The organism is Streptomyces sp. NPDC002619 (genome assembly GCF_042889305.1).
In the GTDB taxonomy this organism is placed as follows: Bacteria; Actinomycetota; Actinomycetes; order Streptomycetales; family Streptomycetaceae; genus Streptomyces.
This window is the reverse complement of the sequence record NZ_JBIAQV010000031.1, coordinates 1-16935: the sequence shown is the minus strand read 5'-3', so window position 1 is coordinate 16935 and position 16935 is coordinate 1. Positions and strand designations below refer to the sequence as shown.

The 16935-nt window shown below is 66.7% G+C and carries 13 protein-coding genes and 1 pseudogene; 10 read left to right on the top strand and 4 right to left on the bottom strand.

Features of this window, described 5'->3' with window-relative positions:
• The first annotated feature begins 346 nt into the window (after positions 1-346).
• A complete protein-coding gene (locus ACFYXB_RS33375) occupies positions 347-1900 on the top strand; it encodes a hypothetical protein (RefSeq protein WP_389588721.1) in 1554 nt (517 codons plus the stop codon).
• A gap of 98 nt (positions 1901-1998) precedes the next feature.
• Here ACFYXB_RS33375 and ACFYXB_RS33370 read toward each other — a convergent pair.
• Positions 1999-2121: pseudogene (locus ACFYXB_RS33370) on the bottom strand (dTDP-4-dehydrorhamnose reductase); the annotation flags it as partial.
• Between the two features lie 137 nt (positions 2122-2258).
• On the opposite strand from ACFYXB_RS33370, the gene ACFYXB_RS33365 reads away from it, so the two are divergent.
• Positions 2259-3350, top strand: a complete 1092-nt coding sequence (locus ACFYXB_RS33365) for an integrase core domain-containing protein (RefSeq protein ID WP_389588719.1) — start codon at positions 2259-2261, stop codon at positions 3348-3350.
• Positions 3351-5207: 1857 nt separating this feature from the next.
• Here the strand turns inward: ACFYXB_RS33365 and ACFYXB_RS33360 are convergent.
• Entirely contained in the window at positions 5208-5675 is a 468-nt protein-coding gene (locus ACFYXB_RS33360; RefSeq protein WP_389588717.1) for a hypothetical protein, read from the bottom strand.
• Positions 5676-5862: 187 nt separating this feature from the next.
• On the opposite strand from ACFYXB_RS33360, the gene ACFYXB_RS33355 reads away from it, so the two are divergent.
• The 3 genes from ACFYXB_RS33355 (at position 5863) to ACFYXB_RS33345 (ending at position 8598) form a co-directional block, all read left to right on the top strand.
• Positions 5863-6483 carry a hypothetical protein gene (locus tag ACFYXB_RS33355; protein ID WP_389588715.1) on the top strand — a complete coding sequence of 207 codons (621 nt, stop codon included), beginning with the start codon at positions 5863-5865 and terminating at the stop codon, positions 6481-6483.
• Positions 6484-6527: 44 nt separating this feature from the next.
• On the top strand, positions 6528-7295 hold the full coding sequence (locus tag ACFYXB_RS33350; protein ID WP_389588713.1) for a transposase: 768 nt from the start codon (positions 6528-6530) through the stop codon (positions 7293-7295).
• Between the two features lie 214 nt (positions 7296-7509).
• The gene (locus tag ACFYXB_RS33345; RefSeq protein WP_389588711.1) at positions 7510-8598 is read left to right on the top strand and encodes an integrase core domain-containing protein; all 1089 of its coding nucleotides are present in this window, start codon (positions 7510-7512) and stop codon (positions 8596-8598) included.
• 506 nt (positions 8599-9104) lie between these two features.
• Here the strand turns inward: ACFYXB_RS33345 and ACFYXB_RS33340 are convergent.
• Positions 9105-11612, bottom strand: a complete 2508-nt coding sequence (locus ACFYXB_RS33340; RefSeq protein WP_389588709.1) for a transglycosylase domain-containing protein — start codon at positions 11610-11612, stop codon at positions 9105-9107.
• Positions 11613-12307: 695 nt separating this feature from the next.
• Between ACFYXB_RS33340 and ACFYXB_RS33335 the strand changes: the two genes are divergently transcribed.
• The 5 genes from ACFYXB_RS33335 to ACFYXB_RS33315 all read left to right on the top strand — a co-directional run bounded on the left by ACFYXB_RS33335 (position 12308) and on the right by ACFYXB_RS33315 (position 16226).
• Entirely contained in the window at positions 12308-13765 is a 1458-nt protein-coding gene (locus tag ACFYXB_RS33335; protein WP_389588707.1) for a hypothetical protein, read from the top strand.
• 77 nt (positions 13766-13842) lie between these two features.
• Positions 13843-14229: a hypothetical protein gene (locus ACFYXB_RS33330; RefSeq protein ID WP_389588705.1), complete on the top strand. Its 387-nt coding sequence runs from the start codon at positions 13843-13845 to the stop codon at positions 14227-14229.
• Between the two features lie 28 nt (positions 14230-14257).
• On the top strand, positions 14258-14413 hold the full coding sequence (locus ACFYXB_RS33325) for a hypothetical protein (RefSeq protein ID WP_389588703.1): 156 nt from the start codon (positions 14258-14260) through the stop codon (positions 14411-14413).
• Between the two features lie 17 nt (positions 14414-14430).
• Positions 14431-14727 (top strand): hypothetical protein, encoded by a 297-nt coding sequence (locus ACFYXB_RS33320; protein ID WP_389588701.1) that lies wholly within the window; start codon positions 14431-14433, stop codon positions 14725-14727.
• 422 nt (positions 14728-15149) lie between these two features.
• Positions 15150-16226 carry a transposase gene (locus ACFYXB_RS33315; RefSeq protein WP_389588699.1) on the top strand — a complete coding sequence of 359 codons (1077 nt, stop codon included), beginning with the start codon at positions 15150-15152 and terminating at the stop codon, positions 16224-16226.
• 59 nt (positions 16227-16285) lie between these two features.
• Here the strand turns inward: ACFYXB_RS33315 and ACFYXB_RS33310 are convergent, their stop codons facing one another.
• Entirely contained in the window at positions 16286-16660 is a 375-nt protein-coding gene (locus tag ACFYXB_RS33310; protein ID WP_389588697.1) for a helix-turn-helix domain-containing protein, read from the bottom strand.
• Between the last annotated feature and the right edge of the window lie 275 nt (positions 16661-16935).

The window sequence follows — 16935 nt, the reverse complement described above, 5'->3', positions numbered from 1 at the left end:
CAGTGACATCAGGCATCCGCCGGGGACTGGACTACCTACGCCGCAGACGTGAGTCAGCGGCAGAGGTCGTGAGCTAGTCCTCGATCAACTGGGCGGAGCTTGGAGGCCGGTCCTCGACAGCGACGAACCCGGCCTCGCGTTCAACGCCGTCATCCGCGTCGAATGGAGGCGGCACGCGAGGGCCTGGCCCACGGACCCGACGGATGCTGCTCCCTTGGACTCCGGAGTCACCTCACGGTCCTTGCCGACGGCTTGGCCCGTGATCGAGGTCATCTGTGATGTGCCGGTTCAACGTCGCTAACACGTAGGCGAGCAACCCTCGGGGTCTCTCGCGCATCGAATGTGCATGAAACCCAAGTGCACGGTCTTCGGAGCAGCGCTGGTTGCCATGGTGCTCGCCCTGGCCCCCAGTGCAGCCGCCGTGGCCGACGATCCGTCTGCGACACCGTCACCCCTGCCGACGCAGGCATACGCGACGATCGAGACGGAGAAGCAGCTCAACGTGGGGGCGACGGCTCAGGCGGTTGATGTGGGTTGGATGTTCTACGACGGCGGGGCGCAAGTGCCCGTACCCACGAACGACACGCTCGTCATCGATGCGCGTGACCTGGCGGGCATCGTGAGCGTCGCGGTCGAAGACCCGAGATGCAAGGCCGATGGGCAGGTCGTCACCTGTGTCAACACGGATTCCACACAGAGCCGTTCGGTCCATTTCACCGTGCGTGCGGATGCGGGCGCCAAGCTCGGCGACAGCGGCACGATCAAGTACACCCTCACCGCCGACAAGGCCACCGGCGCCACCGCGAAGGCGAACGTGGTCGTCGGCATTCCGAACCTGGTCGTCGGCAAGGTCCCCGATGTGTCGCACGCCAAGGTCGGGTCCCGGATCGCTCTTCCACTCCAGCTCCGAAACACCGGGGATCTGGCCACCGACCGGCGCATCATGGTGCAGTGGGAGTCGGAGGGCGGTCTGGCCTTCGACCGGAAGTTCTCCAACTGCACCTACGGCGGGGGAGACGATGCTGTCGAGCCGGGCGGCCACGCATCCGTCACCTGCATCTTCAAGGCCTCCGTGCCCGCCGGGGCTACCGTGGAGCTGAGCAGCCCCCTGACCGCCACCGTCGGCAAGCGTGTCCTGAACGCTGTGACCGACTACTCGGTCACACTCCTCAGGCCGAACGTACAACCCGGCGGCGGCAGTGAGCGGGGCACCGGACCCGCGCTCACCCTGGTCCCGGCTTCCGGGTCGGGAAGCGGTTTCGAGACCGGCGCCAAGGGCCAGTTCACCGTCTCAGCCGACAACTTCACGGATCTCGCCGCCGCCGCGACGGCCAAGCCCGGCCGCAAAGCGGGTGAATGGACCCTCGATCTCAACGTCGTCAACCAGGGCCCGGCCTCCGTGTACAGCATCGTCGGCAAGGCCGTCGCCCTGGTCGACGTCGTCCTGCCCAAGGGCTCGGTCGCGACCGGCAACGCCTTCGAGGAGGGAGAGGACAGCCCGTACGGCCGATGCCTGCTCTGGGTCAGCAACACCAGGACGGCACCTTTCGAGGCGGGCCATCGGCACTACGTGTGCCCCGTGCCGTTCGGTGTCGGCGCCGGCAAGACCCAACTGTTCGTGCTGTGGGGGAAGACCACCAAGGGGTACGACGGGGTCAAGGGCACAGCGACCGTGCGTCCCGGCCCGGCCGGTATCCCGCTCCATGACCCGGACGCCTCCAACGACAGCGTCACCTTCGCCTTCGGTACGTCTGCCACATCGACCGCGACGGCACCATCCGGCGGCACCTCGGCCGCCACGGGGGCAGTCCGGACTGCACTCATCGCCACCGCGGCGGGCTCCGCCGCTCTGCTGGCCGGTGTGGTCCTCGTCGTCCGTCGCCGCAGGGGTTCGCACTGAGCGATGGACGACTCGACAACGAGCAGGGAGGCTGAACCCGCGACAGGTTCAGCCAACTCCGGTTGTTTCAGGGTGACTTCAACGTCCGTCGCCCCGGATTACGGCCGCTCGGCCGCCAGCAGCGCCGGAAACGCCTCGTGCAGGGCCTCGCGCCAGTCGCGGAGCGGCTCGACGCTGACGCCGACGGCGGACCAGCGGTCGTGGCCGAGGACGCTGTAGGCGGTGTAGGTGCCAGAATCCTCATCCATGCTGGTCAGCACGTGTGTGAGTACTCTTGCGGGTCCTGCCAGTCGGCGATGACATTGAAGGCGCCGCTCGTTGATTGCTGGCCGGATCGGGCCGGCTCCAAGATGGTCCGGTGCTGCTGCGACTGCCCTACCTGGCTCTGACGAGCGTGTTCACCTTGATACGACTGCTGCCGATGGGCGATCGCGACAAGGATGCCGAGATCTTGGCGTTGCGCCACCAACTGGCCGTGCTGCAGCGGCAGATCGACAGGCCGAAGCTCACCTGGTCCGACCGCGCTTTGCTCGCGGCGCTCCTGCAACCCCTCCCCCGGGTACACCTTCGCCGACTCCAATTGATCGTTTCTCCCGACAAGCTGCTGCGCTGGCACCGCGATCTGCTCCGCCGCCGTCACGCCACGGCCTCACACCCCAAGAGTCCCGGTCGACCGCGCACCGTACGCTCCGTCCGTGCCTTGGTGCTCCGGCTCGCACGAGAGAACCCGAGCTGGGGGTACAGGCGGATCCACGGCGAGCTCGCCGCTCTCGGCATCAAGGTCGCCGCCTCCACCGTGTGGAACATCCTCAAGGAACACGGCGTCGCCCCCGCCCCCGAGCGGAACCACACCACCTGGCCAGCGTTCCTGCGCTCCCAAGCTCACGCCATCCTCTCCGCCGACTTCTTCGAGACCAAGACGCTGACGGGGGCGACCCTGTACGTCCTCGCTGTCATCGAGCACGCCACCCGGCGCGTGCGGATCTTCGGCGCGACCGCGCACCCCACCGCGGGCTGGGTCACTCAACTGGCCCGAAACCTGGTCATGGACCTCCACGACGCCGGCGCAGGGGTGAGGTTCCTGATCCGCGACCGCGACGCGCGCTACCCGGCCGCCTTCGATGCCGTCCTGCAAGCTGAGAGTATCGAGGTCGTCCAGACCGGCGTCCGTATGCCGCGCATGAACGCGGTCATGGAGCGATGGGTCCGCTCCTGCCGAACCGAACTCCTCGACCGCACCCTTATCTGGAACCAGGCCCATCTACTCCACGCCCTGCGCGAATACGAGCAGTTCTACAACCAGCACAGGCCCCACCGCACTCTCGCAAGCGCCGCACCGCTATGTCCCCTGCCCGAACCGATCGCCGAACCCGACCGGCTCACCCACCTCGACGTCCACCGACGCGACCGCCTCGGCGGCATCCTCCGCGAGTACCAACACGTGGCGTGACCAGCACGGACGTAGTTCTTGGCACCTACAGGGTCGAAGGTGTACGTGGTCGACTTCATCGCGCCGGTGTCGTCCATCTTCTGGGACTCGATGACGTGGTCGAAGCCGTCGTACACATTCCGGGAGATGATCTGCCCGCCCGAGGTGACCGATTCCTGGCGGCCGAACGGGTCGTAGTTGTAGTTGGCCTTGGAGCCGCCGATGGTGGCGCTCAGCAGGCAGTTGCTGTCGTAGTCGTAGGTGGTGGTGTTGTTGTCGACGGTCTGGCTGATGACGTTGGCGTTGTCGTCGTGGACGTACGTGTCCGTGCCCGCACCGTTACCCGTCTTCACCGACTGCTTCAGCCGGTCCGCCGGGTCGTAGGTGTAGTTCGTGGTCGAGTCCAGATACGCCGTGTTGTTGTCCGCGTTCATCTTCCTCGCGACGTCCTGCGCCTTGTTGCCGTTGGGGTCGTAGGCGTAGGTGTGGGAGGAGACGAGGGTCCCGTTGGCCTTCTTCTCCGTCGACGTCTTCAGGGCTGCGTCGAGGTAGTACGTGTAGTCGACCGTGTTGCCGTTGGCCTTCGTCTCCTTCAGCTGCTGGCCGCGGTCCGTGTACGTGTACGACGTGGCCTTCGGCGAGGCGTCCGTGGCGGATTTGCCGACCGAGACCGTCTTCACCAGCTGACGCGTGTCGTACGTGTACGTGGAGAACTGGTCCGAGTGGTCGATGGTCTCCGGCTGACCGTCGGGGTCATAGGAGTACGACGTCGTCTTCTTGGCGGTGCCGGTCAGCGACTCGGTCACCTTCTGGATCTGGTTGAGGCCCGTGTAGGTGATCCCGTAGTTGTCGATCTTCACGGTCGACGAGGTGTCGTCGATCGAGGTCATGTTGCCGTTGAGGTCGTAGGAGTAGGCGAAGTTGTCCTTCTCCGTGTCCGCCGGGTCACCACCGTGGACGCGCAGCACGTACACCGTGAACAACACCGGATTGACGTAGATCAGACCGGTCACCACCGCCAGCGCGGCAAACGGGGACACGGAACGCCCCGCCCTGACGGAAGACCCGGAGCGGCGACCGAGGACACGCGGGGCGAGCACGAGGGCCGGCCGGGCCGACGCGACCACCACCATGTCCACCAGCACCCGCACGTCCATCATGTACGCAGGTACCTCTTGCGCGGCATGAAGAACGCCCCGCTCTGCGTTCCCGCCCCGGACTACGCCTCAAACACGCCGAGAACCAGGTAGGAGAGAGCCGCCGCCGGTGCGACCGCCGACACGACAACGCGCCCGAGCCGGATCACGAGCCCCAACCCCTTCGTACCCCCACTTTTATCTGCTGCGCCTGTGCCCCGGGTACAAATGACGATCGCCCCCGGGAATCTCGAGGGCGATCGTTCCTCACATGTGGCTGGGACTCAGCGGCCGATCAGTCGATACGGTCGTCCAGGCCCAGCACCTCCGGGAAGTCGCTGGGGAAGTCCCGGGGCATGCCCGGCACATCTTCCAGTAGAAGGAGTCCCCGAATTGGACGACGCCCAGCTGATCAGGCCTCCCGGCTGCGGGAAGGGAACGTAGTCCTCGGTGTCGCCCATCTCGTACAGATCCTGAAGGATCTCGTCCTCCCTGGACGCGGACGCCCACAACGCCTCGGTACCGGGCGTCGGAGCGGACACCATAAGGAAGTCATCGATGAGCAGGACCGGATACGCCTCCGCCAGAGTGCGGAAGTCCGAGGGCAGCGCCGTCCCGAGGGCCGCCTCAAGGGCAGCCCAGTCCACGCTGCGCCCTCCCGGCACACGCCACTGCGTCATCGCCGGAAGCGCGGCCCCCAGCTCCTCGACCCTCAGCATGTCGTCTCTCCGCTCACGTACGTCTACGACGCCTTCAGCTCTTCCACCATGCCGGCCAGCTTCTGATGAGCCGGGTTCTCCTGGAAGTTCGGATACCGTTCGGCAATCAAGTCCAGCACCTCGCTGGAGAACCTGTGGGCGGCGGCGAGGAATTCAGCGACCGTGCAGTGACCGGTCACCGGATCCCATGACCTCGCCACGGCTACCGATTCCCCATCGGGGGTGAAATGGATCAGCAGATCGTTCTCCGTGAAGCTGATGCGTCCAGGGTTCCCCTGCCGAAGGTCACGGGCCGCCAGAACCAGGCAGAAAACGAAGTCCAGGGCCGGAGACCCGGGGATCGACTGCTTTCCGAATTCGTCCGTCGTGATGAAAATCTTCGTTCCGAAGTACTCGTAACGCAGGTCCATCTCACTGGCCCGCACCAACTCGGCGAGCTGCTTCTCGCTGGGCTCCCGAATGGAGTCCGGTACAAAGGTGATGTCGAACATTACGCTCCAAGATATGAATTCGAGGATGCCGGGGTCCTGCGCGGCCGGTCGCCCGCCCCGTATAGGCACGGGGCGGGCGACCGACATGTCAGGCGACCGGATCCCTAAGGGCTGTCCCGTAACAGGGAGGCGCCTTCACACCGATCCCGGATCGGGGCGTGTCAGTGGCTGGTGACAGGATCCAGGGGTGCTGATCAAGGGATACGACGACGGCCCGCTGGTTGCGGGCGAGTCACTGCTGGCCCGCCCGGGCTTCTGGTCGAACTACCTCATGATGTGCGGCGATGGGTCGAGTGCTACGCGTCCTGTTCCGGAGTGGTTCGGCGATGACGGCGCCGATACCGATGCCTTGTCCGAGGTCCTCTTCGATCCCGAACGCTGGCCGGTGTTCCGGGTACCGGCTGAAGACGGTCCCGGAGCTGTGGTGATCTACCGCAATCTGGTCGGCGACTACGGCATTGACTACCTCCTCACTCATCCGGGCCGGAGCCACGCCCAGCAGATCGCCAACTGGGAAGGAGACCTCTCGGGGACCGGGCTGACGTGGCATGAACTGGTCCGCCTCGCCGACAGCCCGTCCCCCGCGGCCGAAGGTGTCGAGGACACGGCCGCCCGCCTCCTGCTGGTCCTTCCCCTCCTTGCCGACTCGGAAGTGCCAGAGTCAGCGTCGGCAAGGCTCAGCGCCGCCCTGACTTCGGCTGGAGCGCCGCAAGACACCGTCTTCAGTACGGCGGAGCATCTGCTTACACGCCTGACGAGAAGATCGCACCACGATCCCACTTGGGGATCGCCACTGAGCGGCAGCTGAAGAACTGGTCAAAGCCGCTGGTCACCCAATGGGACGATCTTGGAATGGCTGGTGTGATTGCGGTGTCGGAGCCTTCCTGGATAGCCCCGTTCACCGGACTGAGCCCGCGCCAGTTCAGCAAGCTGGTGATCGTGCTGCGGCGCAAGGGTGCGGACAGTGTCTGCAAGGGCCGGCCGTGGAGCCTTCCGCTGGAGGACAGGGCGCTGCTCGTCGCGGCCTACTGGCGGACGAACTTGACGATGCGGCAGATCGCTCCGCTGTTCGGCGTTTCGAAGTCTGCAGCCCACCGGATCATCGATGACCTCGGGCCGATGCTCGCGCTCCAGCCCCGTAAGCGGTTTGCCAAGGACGCCGTGCTCATCGTGGACGGCACCCTGGTGCCCACCCGCGACCACGCCATCGCCGCGCAGTCGAAGAACTACAGGTACTCCACGAACCACCAGGTCGTCATAGACGCCGACACCCGGCTCGTGGTGTTGGTCGGCCGGCCCTTGCCGGGAAACCGCAATGACTGCAAGGCGTGGGAGGAATCCGGTGCCAAAGCTGCCGTCGGCAAGACCACCACGATCGCTGACGGCGGCTATCCCGGCACCGGACTCGTCATGCCCCACCGCCGCCGCAAAGGCGAAGAACTTCCCGACTGGAAGGAAGCCCACAACACATCCCACAAGCAGGTCCGCGCCCGCGTCGAGCACGTCTTCGCCCGCATGAAGACCTGGAAGATCCTCCGCGACTGCCGACTCAAAGGCGACGGCGTCCACCACGCCATGCTCGGCATCGCGCGCCTGCACAATCTCGCCCTCGCCGGATAGGCGAGCGGGCCGCACAGCGAACAGCCACGTCCGCACCCGCTCAGAGAGCACTTACGGGACAGCCCTTAGGGAATCGGGTGAGCAGTTCTCAGGCTGCCATCCGGGTTGAGGATGACCTTGATCCCCGTACCGCTTCAGAATGGCTGCACAGCCCGTGACCTGGGACGACGCTCCGCGGGCCGATCGGGCACCATCGGACCTTGTGCTCGTACAAATGCTCTACCTGATCGCCACGCGGATCTTCGCGTGGCTGGTCCTGCTCTCCCGATCCTCCGCGGCGAAGGAGGCCGAGATACTGATCTTGCGACACGAAGTCGCGGTACTGCGCCGGCAGGTCGCGGCCCCCAAGCCCACCTGGCCCGACCGGGCACTGCTCACCACCTTCGCCCGACTCCTCCCACGGGCGCTACGCCAGCATCGAATCGTCTCCCCGCGCACCCTCCTGGCCTGGCACCAACGTCTGATCAAGGACAAGTGGACACAACCCGCCCCTCCGGGACGCCCGCCGATACCCGACGAGCTGCGCGACCTGATCATCCGGCTCGGCACCGAGAACCCACGATGGGGCTTCCGGCGCGTCCACGGCGAACTCCGCCGCCTCGGGCACAAGGTCAGCCCGGCCACCGTCCGCCGCATCCTACGCACCGCCGGCCTCGGGCCGGCCCCTCGCCGACAATCGGCACGCGGTGAGTGGACCGCCTTCCTCAAGGCCCACGCCCACAGCCTCCTCGCCACCGACTACTTCCACGTCGACACCGTCGGCCTGCAGCGGCTGTACGCGCTGTTCGTCATGGAGGTCCGCACCCGAACCGTCCACATCCTGGGGGTCACCGCCCACCCCACCGCGGCCTGGGCCACCCAGCAGGCCCGACAGCTGATATGGCAACTCAGCAACCGCGCATCCGACTTCACTCACCTGATCCGCGACCGGGACACGAAGTTCACCGCCAGCTTCGACGCCGTGTTCGCCAGCGAGGACATCAACGTCACCAAAATCCCTCCGCGCTCCCCCAACTGCAATCCCCACGCCGAGCGGTTCGTACGCTCAGCACGCGAGGAGTGCACAGACCGGCTCCTGATCTTCGACCGCGGCCACGCCGAAAAGGTCCTCCACGACTACGCCCGCCACTTCAACCGGCATCGCCCGCATCAAGGTCGGGGCCAACTTGCGCCGCTGGACGATGCCAACGTCATCCCCCTGCCACCAGCCCGGATCCAACGCCGGCAAGCCGTCGTCGGACTGATCAATGAGTACCACCGAGCCAGCCGATCGTCCGGCAAAGCCGCAGCTCACAGGCTGTGAAGCCATTCTGAAGCGGTACGGGGTGCAGGCGGCCAGGCCATCGGCTGCGCGCCGCGACGGACACGTCGAAGTTGGTGAAGCCACGGGTACTGTGAGTCGGGCTCGATCGTCAGATGGTGCGCGGTGAGGGCGCCAGATCGGTGGTGCTCTCGGCGCGCCGCAACATCGCAACGCACGGGGTACTCGGGCATGAGGTATCCGCATGGGTCTCGTTCAAGGCCGGCGACGCACTGCTGCACCCCGACGTGCTGGTCGCGTCCGGCTGCGACGCTACCCGCTCGATGCGGACCACGAGATGAATGCTCGTGTCCGCTGCTCTCAGCGCGATCGTGACGGATCGCGCTGTCTGGTCGCCGCTCCACAGCATCGCCGGCGCGCTGGACACACCGGGGTGGGAAGGCGTGCATGCCGCGCGCCGACCCACCACCTCCTGTAGGACCCCGTAAGCGCGGGTGCGCCCCGGACCGCGGGAAGTCCGGGGCGCACCCGCGCCGGCACGCGGCGCATCACCCGGTAGAGGGTGCGCCTCCCGGTTTCTTGGGGGTGGGGGTAGGGGTGGGCGTGGAGCCGCCGCCGGGGGGGCCGCCGAACGAGCCTCCCGTGCCACCGCCGGTGGACGAGGTGTCGGTGGGGCTGGGCGTGGGGCTGGTGCAGCCGAGCTGGCTACAGGACGTGACCGATGGACTGCTGCTCGCGCTCTGCGACGGGGTGACGGTCGGCGACGCCGGCGCGCTGCTGGGCGCGGACGGCGAGGGCGAGGGAGCCCCGTTCTCGCTGGTGCCCTCACCGAGTTGCGGCGCCGGCGGGAAGTTCTTGACTGGCGTTCCCTTCAGCGCGGCCGTCATGTATCCCGTCCACACCTCGGTCGGCATGTCGGCACCGAAGACCTTGGCCATGCCGCCGACACCGACCATCGACTGCAGGCCGGCTTTCTTCGGGTCCTCCTTGAACATCACGACCGAGGTGGACAGCTGCGGCGTGTAGCCGACGAACCAGGCGGACTTGTAGTTGTCTGTCGTACCGGTCTTGCCCGCCACCGGGCGGCCGAGCGCCTGCGCGTTGGTGCCCGTACCGGACTTGACGACGCTCCGCAGCACGTCGGTCACAGCAGCGGCCGTCTTGGAGGGTACGGCCTGGCTGCCCGTGGGCGCGGCGAACCCGGGCTGCTGGATCCCGTCCTTGAGCACCTTCGTTACCGAGTACGGCTCGTGGTGGATCCCGCTGTTCGCGAACGTGCCGTAGGCGTCGGCCATCCGGATCGCGGACGGGGAGGAGGTGCCGATGTAGAAGCCAGCGGTGTCGTACTGCAGGCTGCTCCTGAGCAGACCCGCTTTGAGGGCCTCGTTCTCGACGTCGCTGTAGCCGACGTACTCGCCGAGCTGCACGTACGGGGTGTTGATCGATTGCTCCATGGCCTTGCGGAGACTGATGTAACCCCACTGGGTCGAGGTGTCATTCTGCTGATGCAGGAAGCCGGTCGGGTCGTTGCTGTCCTGTATGGAGTTGCCCTGCTGGTCCTTGATCTTGATGCCGTTGTCGCCGTTGAACTTGCTCGCCGGCGTGATCGGTGAGGGCGGCTGGCCGGGGGAGAGCACGGCGCCGTGGTCGAGGGCGGCTGCCAGGTCGAACGGCTTGAACGTTGAGCCGACGGGGACACCCTTCGTGTCGGCGTTGTTGGTGAAGTGCTGCTTGTCGAATCCGGGGCCACCGTAGAGGGCCACGATCCTGCCACTTGTCGGATCGACGGAGGCGGCGCCGGCCTGGACGTTGCGGTCGGCGGAACGGTGCTTCGGGTCGAGGTGCTGCTTGGTCATCTTGTCTACTGACGCCGCGAGTTCGTTCACCTTGTTCTTGTCGAACGTGGTGTGGATCTGGTAGCCGCCGTTGTTGAACTGCTGGTCGTTAATGTTCAGGTGGGTCTTGACGTAGTCCCCGGCCGTCTGGACGAGATACCCGACCTGCCCGGTCATCGCCCCGTTCGTGCTCATGGCGACCGGTGTGGGGAACCCGGCGGCGATGTACTGCTGCTCCTGCGCGGCGCTGATCTGGTGGATGACGACCATGCGGTCCAGCACATACCGCCAACGGGCCGTGGCCGCCTGCTTCGCCTGCGGATCGCTGTCCGCGTTCATCAACACGCTGGGCTCATTGACCGTCGCGGCCAGGAACGCGCCCTGGCTGACGTTGAGGTCCTTGGCGGGGACGTGGTAGTAGGCCTCGGCGGCGGCCTCGATGCCGTAGGCGCCGCGGCCGTAATAGCTGCTGTTGAGATAGCCCTGCAGGATCTCCTGCTTGCTCATCTTTGTACCGATCTTCAGTGAGATCATGATCTCCCTGAGCTTGCGGGTGACCGTCTGGCTCTGGTTGAGATACGAGTTCTTCACGAACTGCTGCGTGATGGTCGAGCCGGACTGGACCGCACCGCCCGACGCCATGTGGTAGACGGCCCGCAGGATGCCCTGCGGGTCGATACCGGGGTCGGTGTAGAAGGAGGCGTTCTCCGCCGCGAGGAAGTCCCACTGCACCTTGGCCGGCACGTCCGCCAACTGCACGTTCTGCCGGTTGACCTGGCCGACGCTGGCCATCACCGATCCGTCGGACCAGTAGAAGATGTTGTCCTGCAGCTGCGTGCTCGGGTTGATGTCGGGTATCTGGGTGGTCGCGTAGGCGTAGCCCACCCCGGCCGTCAGGGTGCCGAAGGACATCACGAAGATGCCAAGCAGTTGCCGCCAGGACGGGATCCAGCGCCGCAGGCCGCGCCGATCGGCGCGGGGGTAGTTGATGAATCGTTTCGCGCCGGGCGGTGCCGACCTGCCGTCGCGCACGCCGGCGTGCCGCCGTCCGGCACCCGCCTTCCGGCGCCCTGCGCGTCGGCCGGCCGCCTGCGCCGCTCTGCGCATCTCGGCGCGCGTCATCCGCGCCTGCTCGCCCGCCGGGCCGGTGCCTTCCCGGCCCCGACCGTCACGCCCGTCGTAGGGTCGGCCAGGACCGCTGCGGTAGTCGCTCATGCTCATTGCTGCTTTCCCTCTGCACGCTGCCCCCCTTGGTCACAGTCTGTAGGAGTGCGCAGCGGTCCCACCGGTTCCCGACTGACCGTGTGAGCGATACCGCTTCCGGTCCCGTTGTTACGGAAGGTCGGTCCATCACAATGCACTGAACCTGGTTGGTGGCCTCCGGGTGATCTTGGCGTCGCGCATCGTCCGCTCCACCAGCTAGTCCCTGGTGCCGCCGTGTAGCCGCCGAGCGTGACGTCGCCGCCACGACGGTTCAAGAAGGGGCACCCGAGACGGCAACTTGGCCTTGACCTGTACCGATAGCCCTGCCTTACCGTCTCCGCCAAGGACCGGGTACACGCCTGGCCCACCGCCACCGGTCTCGTGAGCCGTCACTGCCTCAAGATCTGAACGGACGGGCGCACGCTCTCTTCATCCCGAACGCGATACCGGGGCCTGTTGACCTTCGGCGACCAGGTCACGGCCGTGGCTTCCGGCTCCGAGTGTCCACCATCACCACGGCAGGCCGTCACATGTCGAAATAGACGGCTCCTCCCCCTCAGGCTCCCGCCGAAAGTCTTTAACGGCTGATTACAGGGTGTGAGATTGACTCCGGTCCGGGCGAGCAAGCCGCCGATGAGGTCGGGCCGGTACTGCATTCGTTTGAGCCGGGTCTTCACCAGGGCGGTGGAACGAGCGGATATGGAGGGCGAGGCGTGCGGAGCGCGGATACCGCAGGGCCTGAGTCCGGGACAGCTGCACACATCGGCCGGATCGGCCGGTGGCCGCTGCGGTGGCACCACGCGCTGCTCTCGGCTTGGACGGCCTGCTGGTTCTCCGTGGCCGAGCGCAACGGCGGCGTGTCCTGGCACTACCTCAGGACCGGTGAACAACTTCTGGTCGGCCAAGTGCCGGGCGGCGGCCTCGCACTGTACGCCAACCACCCCGAACTGCAGATCGGCCCGGTCAGCTTCCTGGGCGCCGCAGCCTTCTCACCGTTCCCTCCCGGTCTGCAGGAGCTGCTTGCCGAGGCGACGATGTCCGGCCTCGGCCTGTACATGCTCGTTCTCGTCGGTCGGGCCGCCGCCGACTACTACCTGGGCACCGGCCTGAACCACAAGCGCCTCCAGCAGCGCGTCCTCACCGCCGGCCTTGCCCTTATTCCCATGTGGGTCGAGGTCTCGGTGCGCTTCGCCCACCTCGACGACGTCTTGGCGCTGTTCTTCACCACTCTCGCGGTGCGAGCCCTGGTCAACGGCCGGCACATTACCGTCGGAGTCTTCCTAGCCCTCGCCGTGGACTCCAAGCCGTGGGCGGTGGCGTTTCTTCCGTTGCTGCTGGCACTGCCGAAACACACCCGGTGGCGCTCGGCCGCCTGGACGGTCGGCCTGGTCGCCGTGGCGTGGCTGCCTTTCTGTATCGCACACGCGAACACCATCAACGCTGCCCACTTCACCATCCCCAACCATCCGGCCTCCTCCCTGCGCTGGTTCGGCGCAAACAATCCGGTCACGCCCTGGTGGGACCGCCCCGCCCAGATGGCCCTGGGCCTAGGCCTCGGCGCCCTCGCGGTACTCAGGGGCCGTTGGCCGGCGATCGTGCTGCTCGCCGCCGACGCCCGCATCGTGCTCGACCCCAGCGTGTACACGTACTACAACGCCTCGATACTGCTGGGCACCGTGATCTGGGACGCCATCGGCCGGCAAAGACGGGTCCCCTTGTGGAGCTGGATCGCGCTGATCTCGCTCTATGGCAGCGCGCTGATCGTCCCGTCGGACTCCACCCGCGGCCTCATCCGACTCGCCTTCGCGGTCGGTTCGGCGGCGTACGTTCTGCTGTGTCCGATGCGCGAGCCCCACAGCGGCTGTCCGCGGCCCAGAGCCAAGCCGCGGAGCCTGCGGAAGCACCAGCGTGTGCCGGCCGGGGTAGTGACCGAGACGAGACGGTCCCGGCGTCCCTGCGGTAGTGCCGGGTGTCCGGCTTGCGTGAGAGACGGCGCTTTTGACGCGGGGGGACCCTGCCCTGCGCGTCGTGCTCGTAGCGGGCCGAGCCCGGGCGGGCGGTGCGGGTCCCGGTGTACTTGCGGGGGACCGAGGCAGCAAGTCGTCTGCCGACACTGCGGGACGGACGGGGCGCGGGTCTGCCCGCATAACGGTGTGCTTGGCCGCCTCTGATCGCGGTGCCGAAATGAAAACATGGCGGACGATCTTCAGCGGCATCATGGAGGTCCGACCTTGAAGGAGTGCCGCCCGTGCGCCTGGTTTTCGATCCCGTGTTCGGAGAAGTTGATCTCACCGCTTCAGCGGAAGAGCTTGCTGGCTTGGCCAGCGCGGTTGCCGAGGGCGACGGGTTCATCAAGTCCACGGCGCCAGTGGACACCGACACCTTGGCGGGGATCGAAGTCAGGAAGGCTTCCGGTTCCGGGGTTCGGATCGATGTGGATGCCTCACGGCGAGTCCTCCTGATCGGCGGCGATTCCAGCGCCAGGGCGATCCTCGCAGATAATCTGCAGGCCATGGCGGAGGCCGGGGAGGGCGGTCATCTCCACATCGACTACGTCCCCGAGCACCCCTACCTCGTTGAAGGGTCAATGCCCGTCGTGGTCAACAGTCCACACGGGGGCACGCCGTCCCGATGAGCGGGGAAGGCGCCACATCTTCGCCTCGATGGCACTCGACCACGGCGTGGACATCTACACGCTTGCCGACCGCCTGGGCCACTCCGACCCGGCCTTCACTCTGCGCAAGTACGTGCACCGGGTACCCAACGCCGGCGCCAAGCTGCGCGCCGCCCTGCGGAACATCTACGAGCACTCCGCCTGACCTGGTGTGCAACGCCTGTGCAAGATGATCTCCGGGAAGGCCAGAAAGCGCAGGTCATCGCGCTTGGTGTGCATTACTTCGACCTCTTAAGCGAGTTGACCGCACGAGAGGGGGTCGCCTTGGAACAGGCTTTCGACCGGCCGCATCTGGACCTGCCGCCGGTGGACCTGGACGACCCGCAAGGCGAACAGCGGCTTCAACACGCCCTGTTCTTCCCCGCAGAGGACGACGAGAGCCCGGTGCTCGCCTTCACCCACTTCCGGGTCGTACCCGTCCTGCGTCACATCGGTTGGCTGACTCCAGAGAACAGTTGATGTGCGCAGTTTGCACAAGACGGTGGTCGGGCGGGGAAACTCGCGCCAGGGATTGCCGGGGATACCGATCACCCCGTACCGCTTCAGAATGGCTGCACAGCCCGTGACCTGGGACGACGCTCCGCGGGCCGATCGGGCACTATCGGACCTTGTGCTCGTACAAATGCTCTACCTGATCGCCACGCGGATCTTCGCGTGGCTGGTCCTGCTCTCCCGATCCTCCGCGGCGAAGGAGGCCGAGATACTGATCTTGCAACACGAAGTCGCGGTACTGCGCCGGCAGGTCGCGGCCCCCAAGCCCACCTGGCCCGACCGGGCACTGCTCACCACCTTCGCCCGACTCCTGAAGGGTGCCAGAAGTCACACACAGGATTTGATCAGGCGCTTTGTGACCCCATCCGATCACGGCAAGCTCGGACTACATGGCGTTGCGGCTGCTCTACTTGATCCTCCTCCGGCTCCTCGGTCTGCTCTTGTTGCTCTCTTGTTCAGAGGATGCCAAGGATGTCGAGCTGCTCGCGCTGCGCCACGAGGTGGCGGTGCTGCGTCGGCAGCTCGGTGTCCGGCCGCGTCCGACGTGGCCGGACCGCGTGATGCTTGCCGCCTTGGCTCGGCATTTGCCGGGCAGGTTGCGTCGGCATCGTCTGGTCACCCCCGGCACCCTGCTGTCCTGGCACCGCCGCCTGCTGCGCTGGAAGTGGAAGCAGAAACCTGCGCGGACCGGACGGCCGCCGATCTCGCAGGAGCTCACCGCTCTCAGCCTGCGGCTGGCCCGAGACAACGGCACCTGGGGCTACACGCGGATCCAGGGCGAGCTGCGGCGTCTGGGACATCGGGTCGGTGCGTCCACGATCCGCCGTATCCTGCGCAGCGCCGGCCTCGACCCCGCACACCGGCGAAGCCGCAGCTCGGGGCCAACGTGGCGTCAGTTTGTTCGTGCCCAGGCTGACGGTGTGCTGGCCGCGGACTTCTTCCACGTCGACACCGTGACCTTGAAGCGGTTGTACGTGTTCTTCGCCATGGAGGTGGGCACCCGCACCGTGCACATCCTCGGCGTCACCGCCCACCCCACCGCCGCCTGGGCGACCCAACTCGCCCGCAACCTCCTGGCCGACCTCGGCCAGAGCGCCTCGGGCTTCCGCTACCTGCTGCGCGACCGCGACAGCCGGTACACCCCGGCCTTCGACGCGGTCTTCACTGCCGACGGCATCGAGATCCTCAAGAGCGCGCCCCAGGCGCCAACGATGAACGCCCACGCCGAGAGGTTCATACGCACCGCCCGAGCCGAGTGCACCGACCGGCTACTCATCTGCAACGAGCAGCACCTGCGGCGCGTCCTCGCCGAGTACGTTGAGCACTACAACTTCGCACGGCCCCACCGGGCCCTGCAGCTTCGCGCTCCCGCCGACGACCCGGACGTCATCCTGTTCCCAGCCCAGCGGATCCAGCGTCACGACGTCCTCGGCGGCCTCATCCACGAATACCGAAACACCGCCTGAAGATCATCGCGTCACGTAGCGAACGCCCAGGTCAGCGCACGCCCGGAACTTTTGGAACCCTACAGCCAGCGCACACCCTCGGCGAGCAGGATGCGCCTGACCTGAGAGCGACCCACCTCGATCCCCGTCGCCCGCGCGGCCGCGGCCAGGGAATCCAGCGTCCACTCGGCCGGACCGGACTCGTCGAGGGCCCACAGTTCCCCGACGGGCTCCCACCTCAGACGCCCCGGCGGCACGGTCTTCACCAGGGAGATGATCCTTGAGCGTTCCTCCTCGGTGATCCGCCGCTTGCGGCCCTGCCCGCCCAGATCATCCAGTCCTTGCAGGCCCGAGCGGTTGAAGCGGTGCAGCCAACACCGCACTGTTTTCTGGCTGCAGTCCAGCTCCTCGGCGATTGCCGGCACCCGTAGCCCCGACCAGCTCAGCTCGATCATCCGATCCGCATCACTGCATCACACGGAGCCTTCCGCGCCCGCGACAACCGGCGAACGACGGCCCGTTCGTCCTCATCACACCCCGGCCGTGCCCGTAAGACCATCGTCCAGCACCCGCCCCCGAGCACCTTCAACTACCCCGCCACCAGGACATATACCCAGCGAAAGAGGAACCCAGCACTAGATGATCAATTCCAAGGGATGCCTGCGGAGGGTGTGGGGTGGGCGGCGGCCGAAGCCACCGCGAGACGGTCACGCGGCGGGCTGCCGGCCCT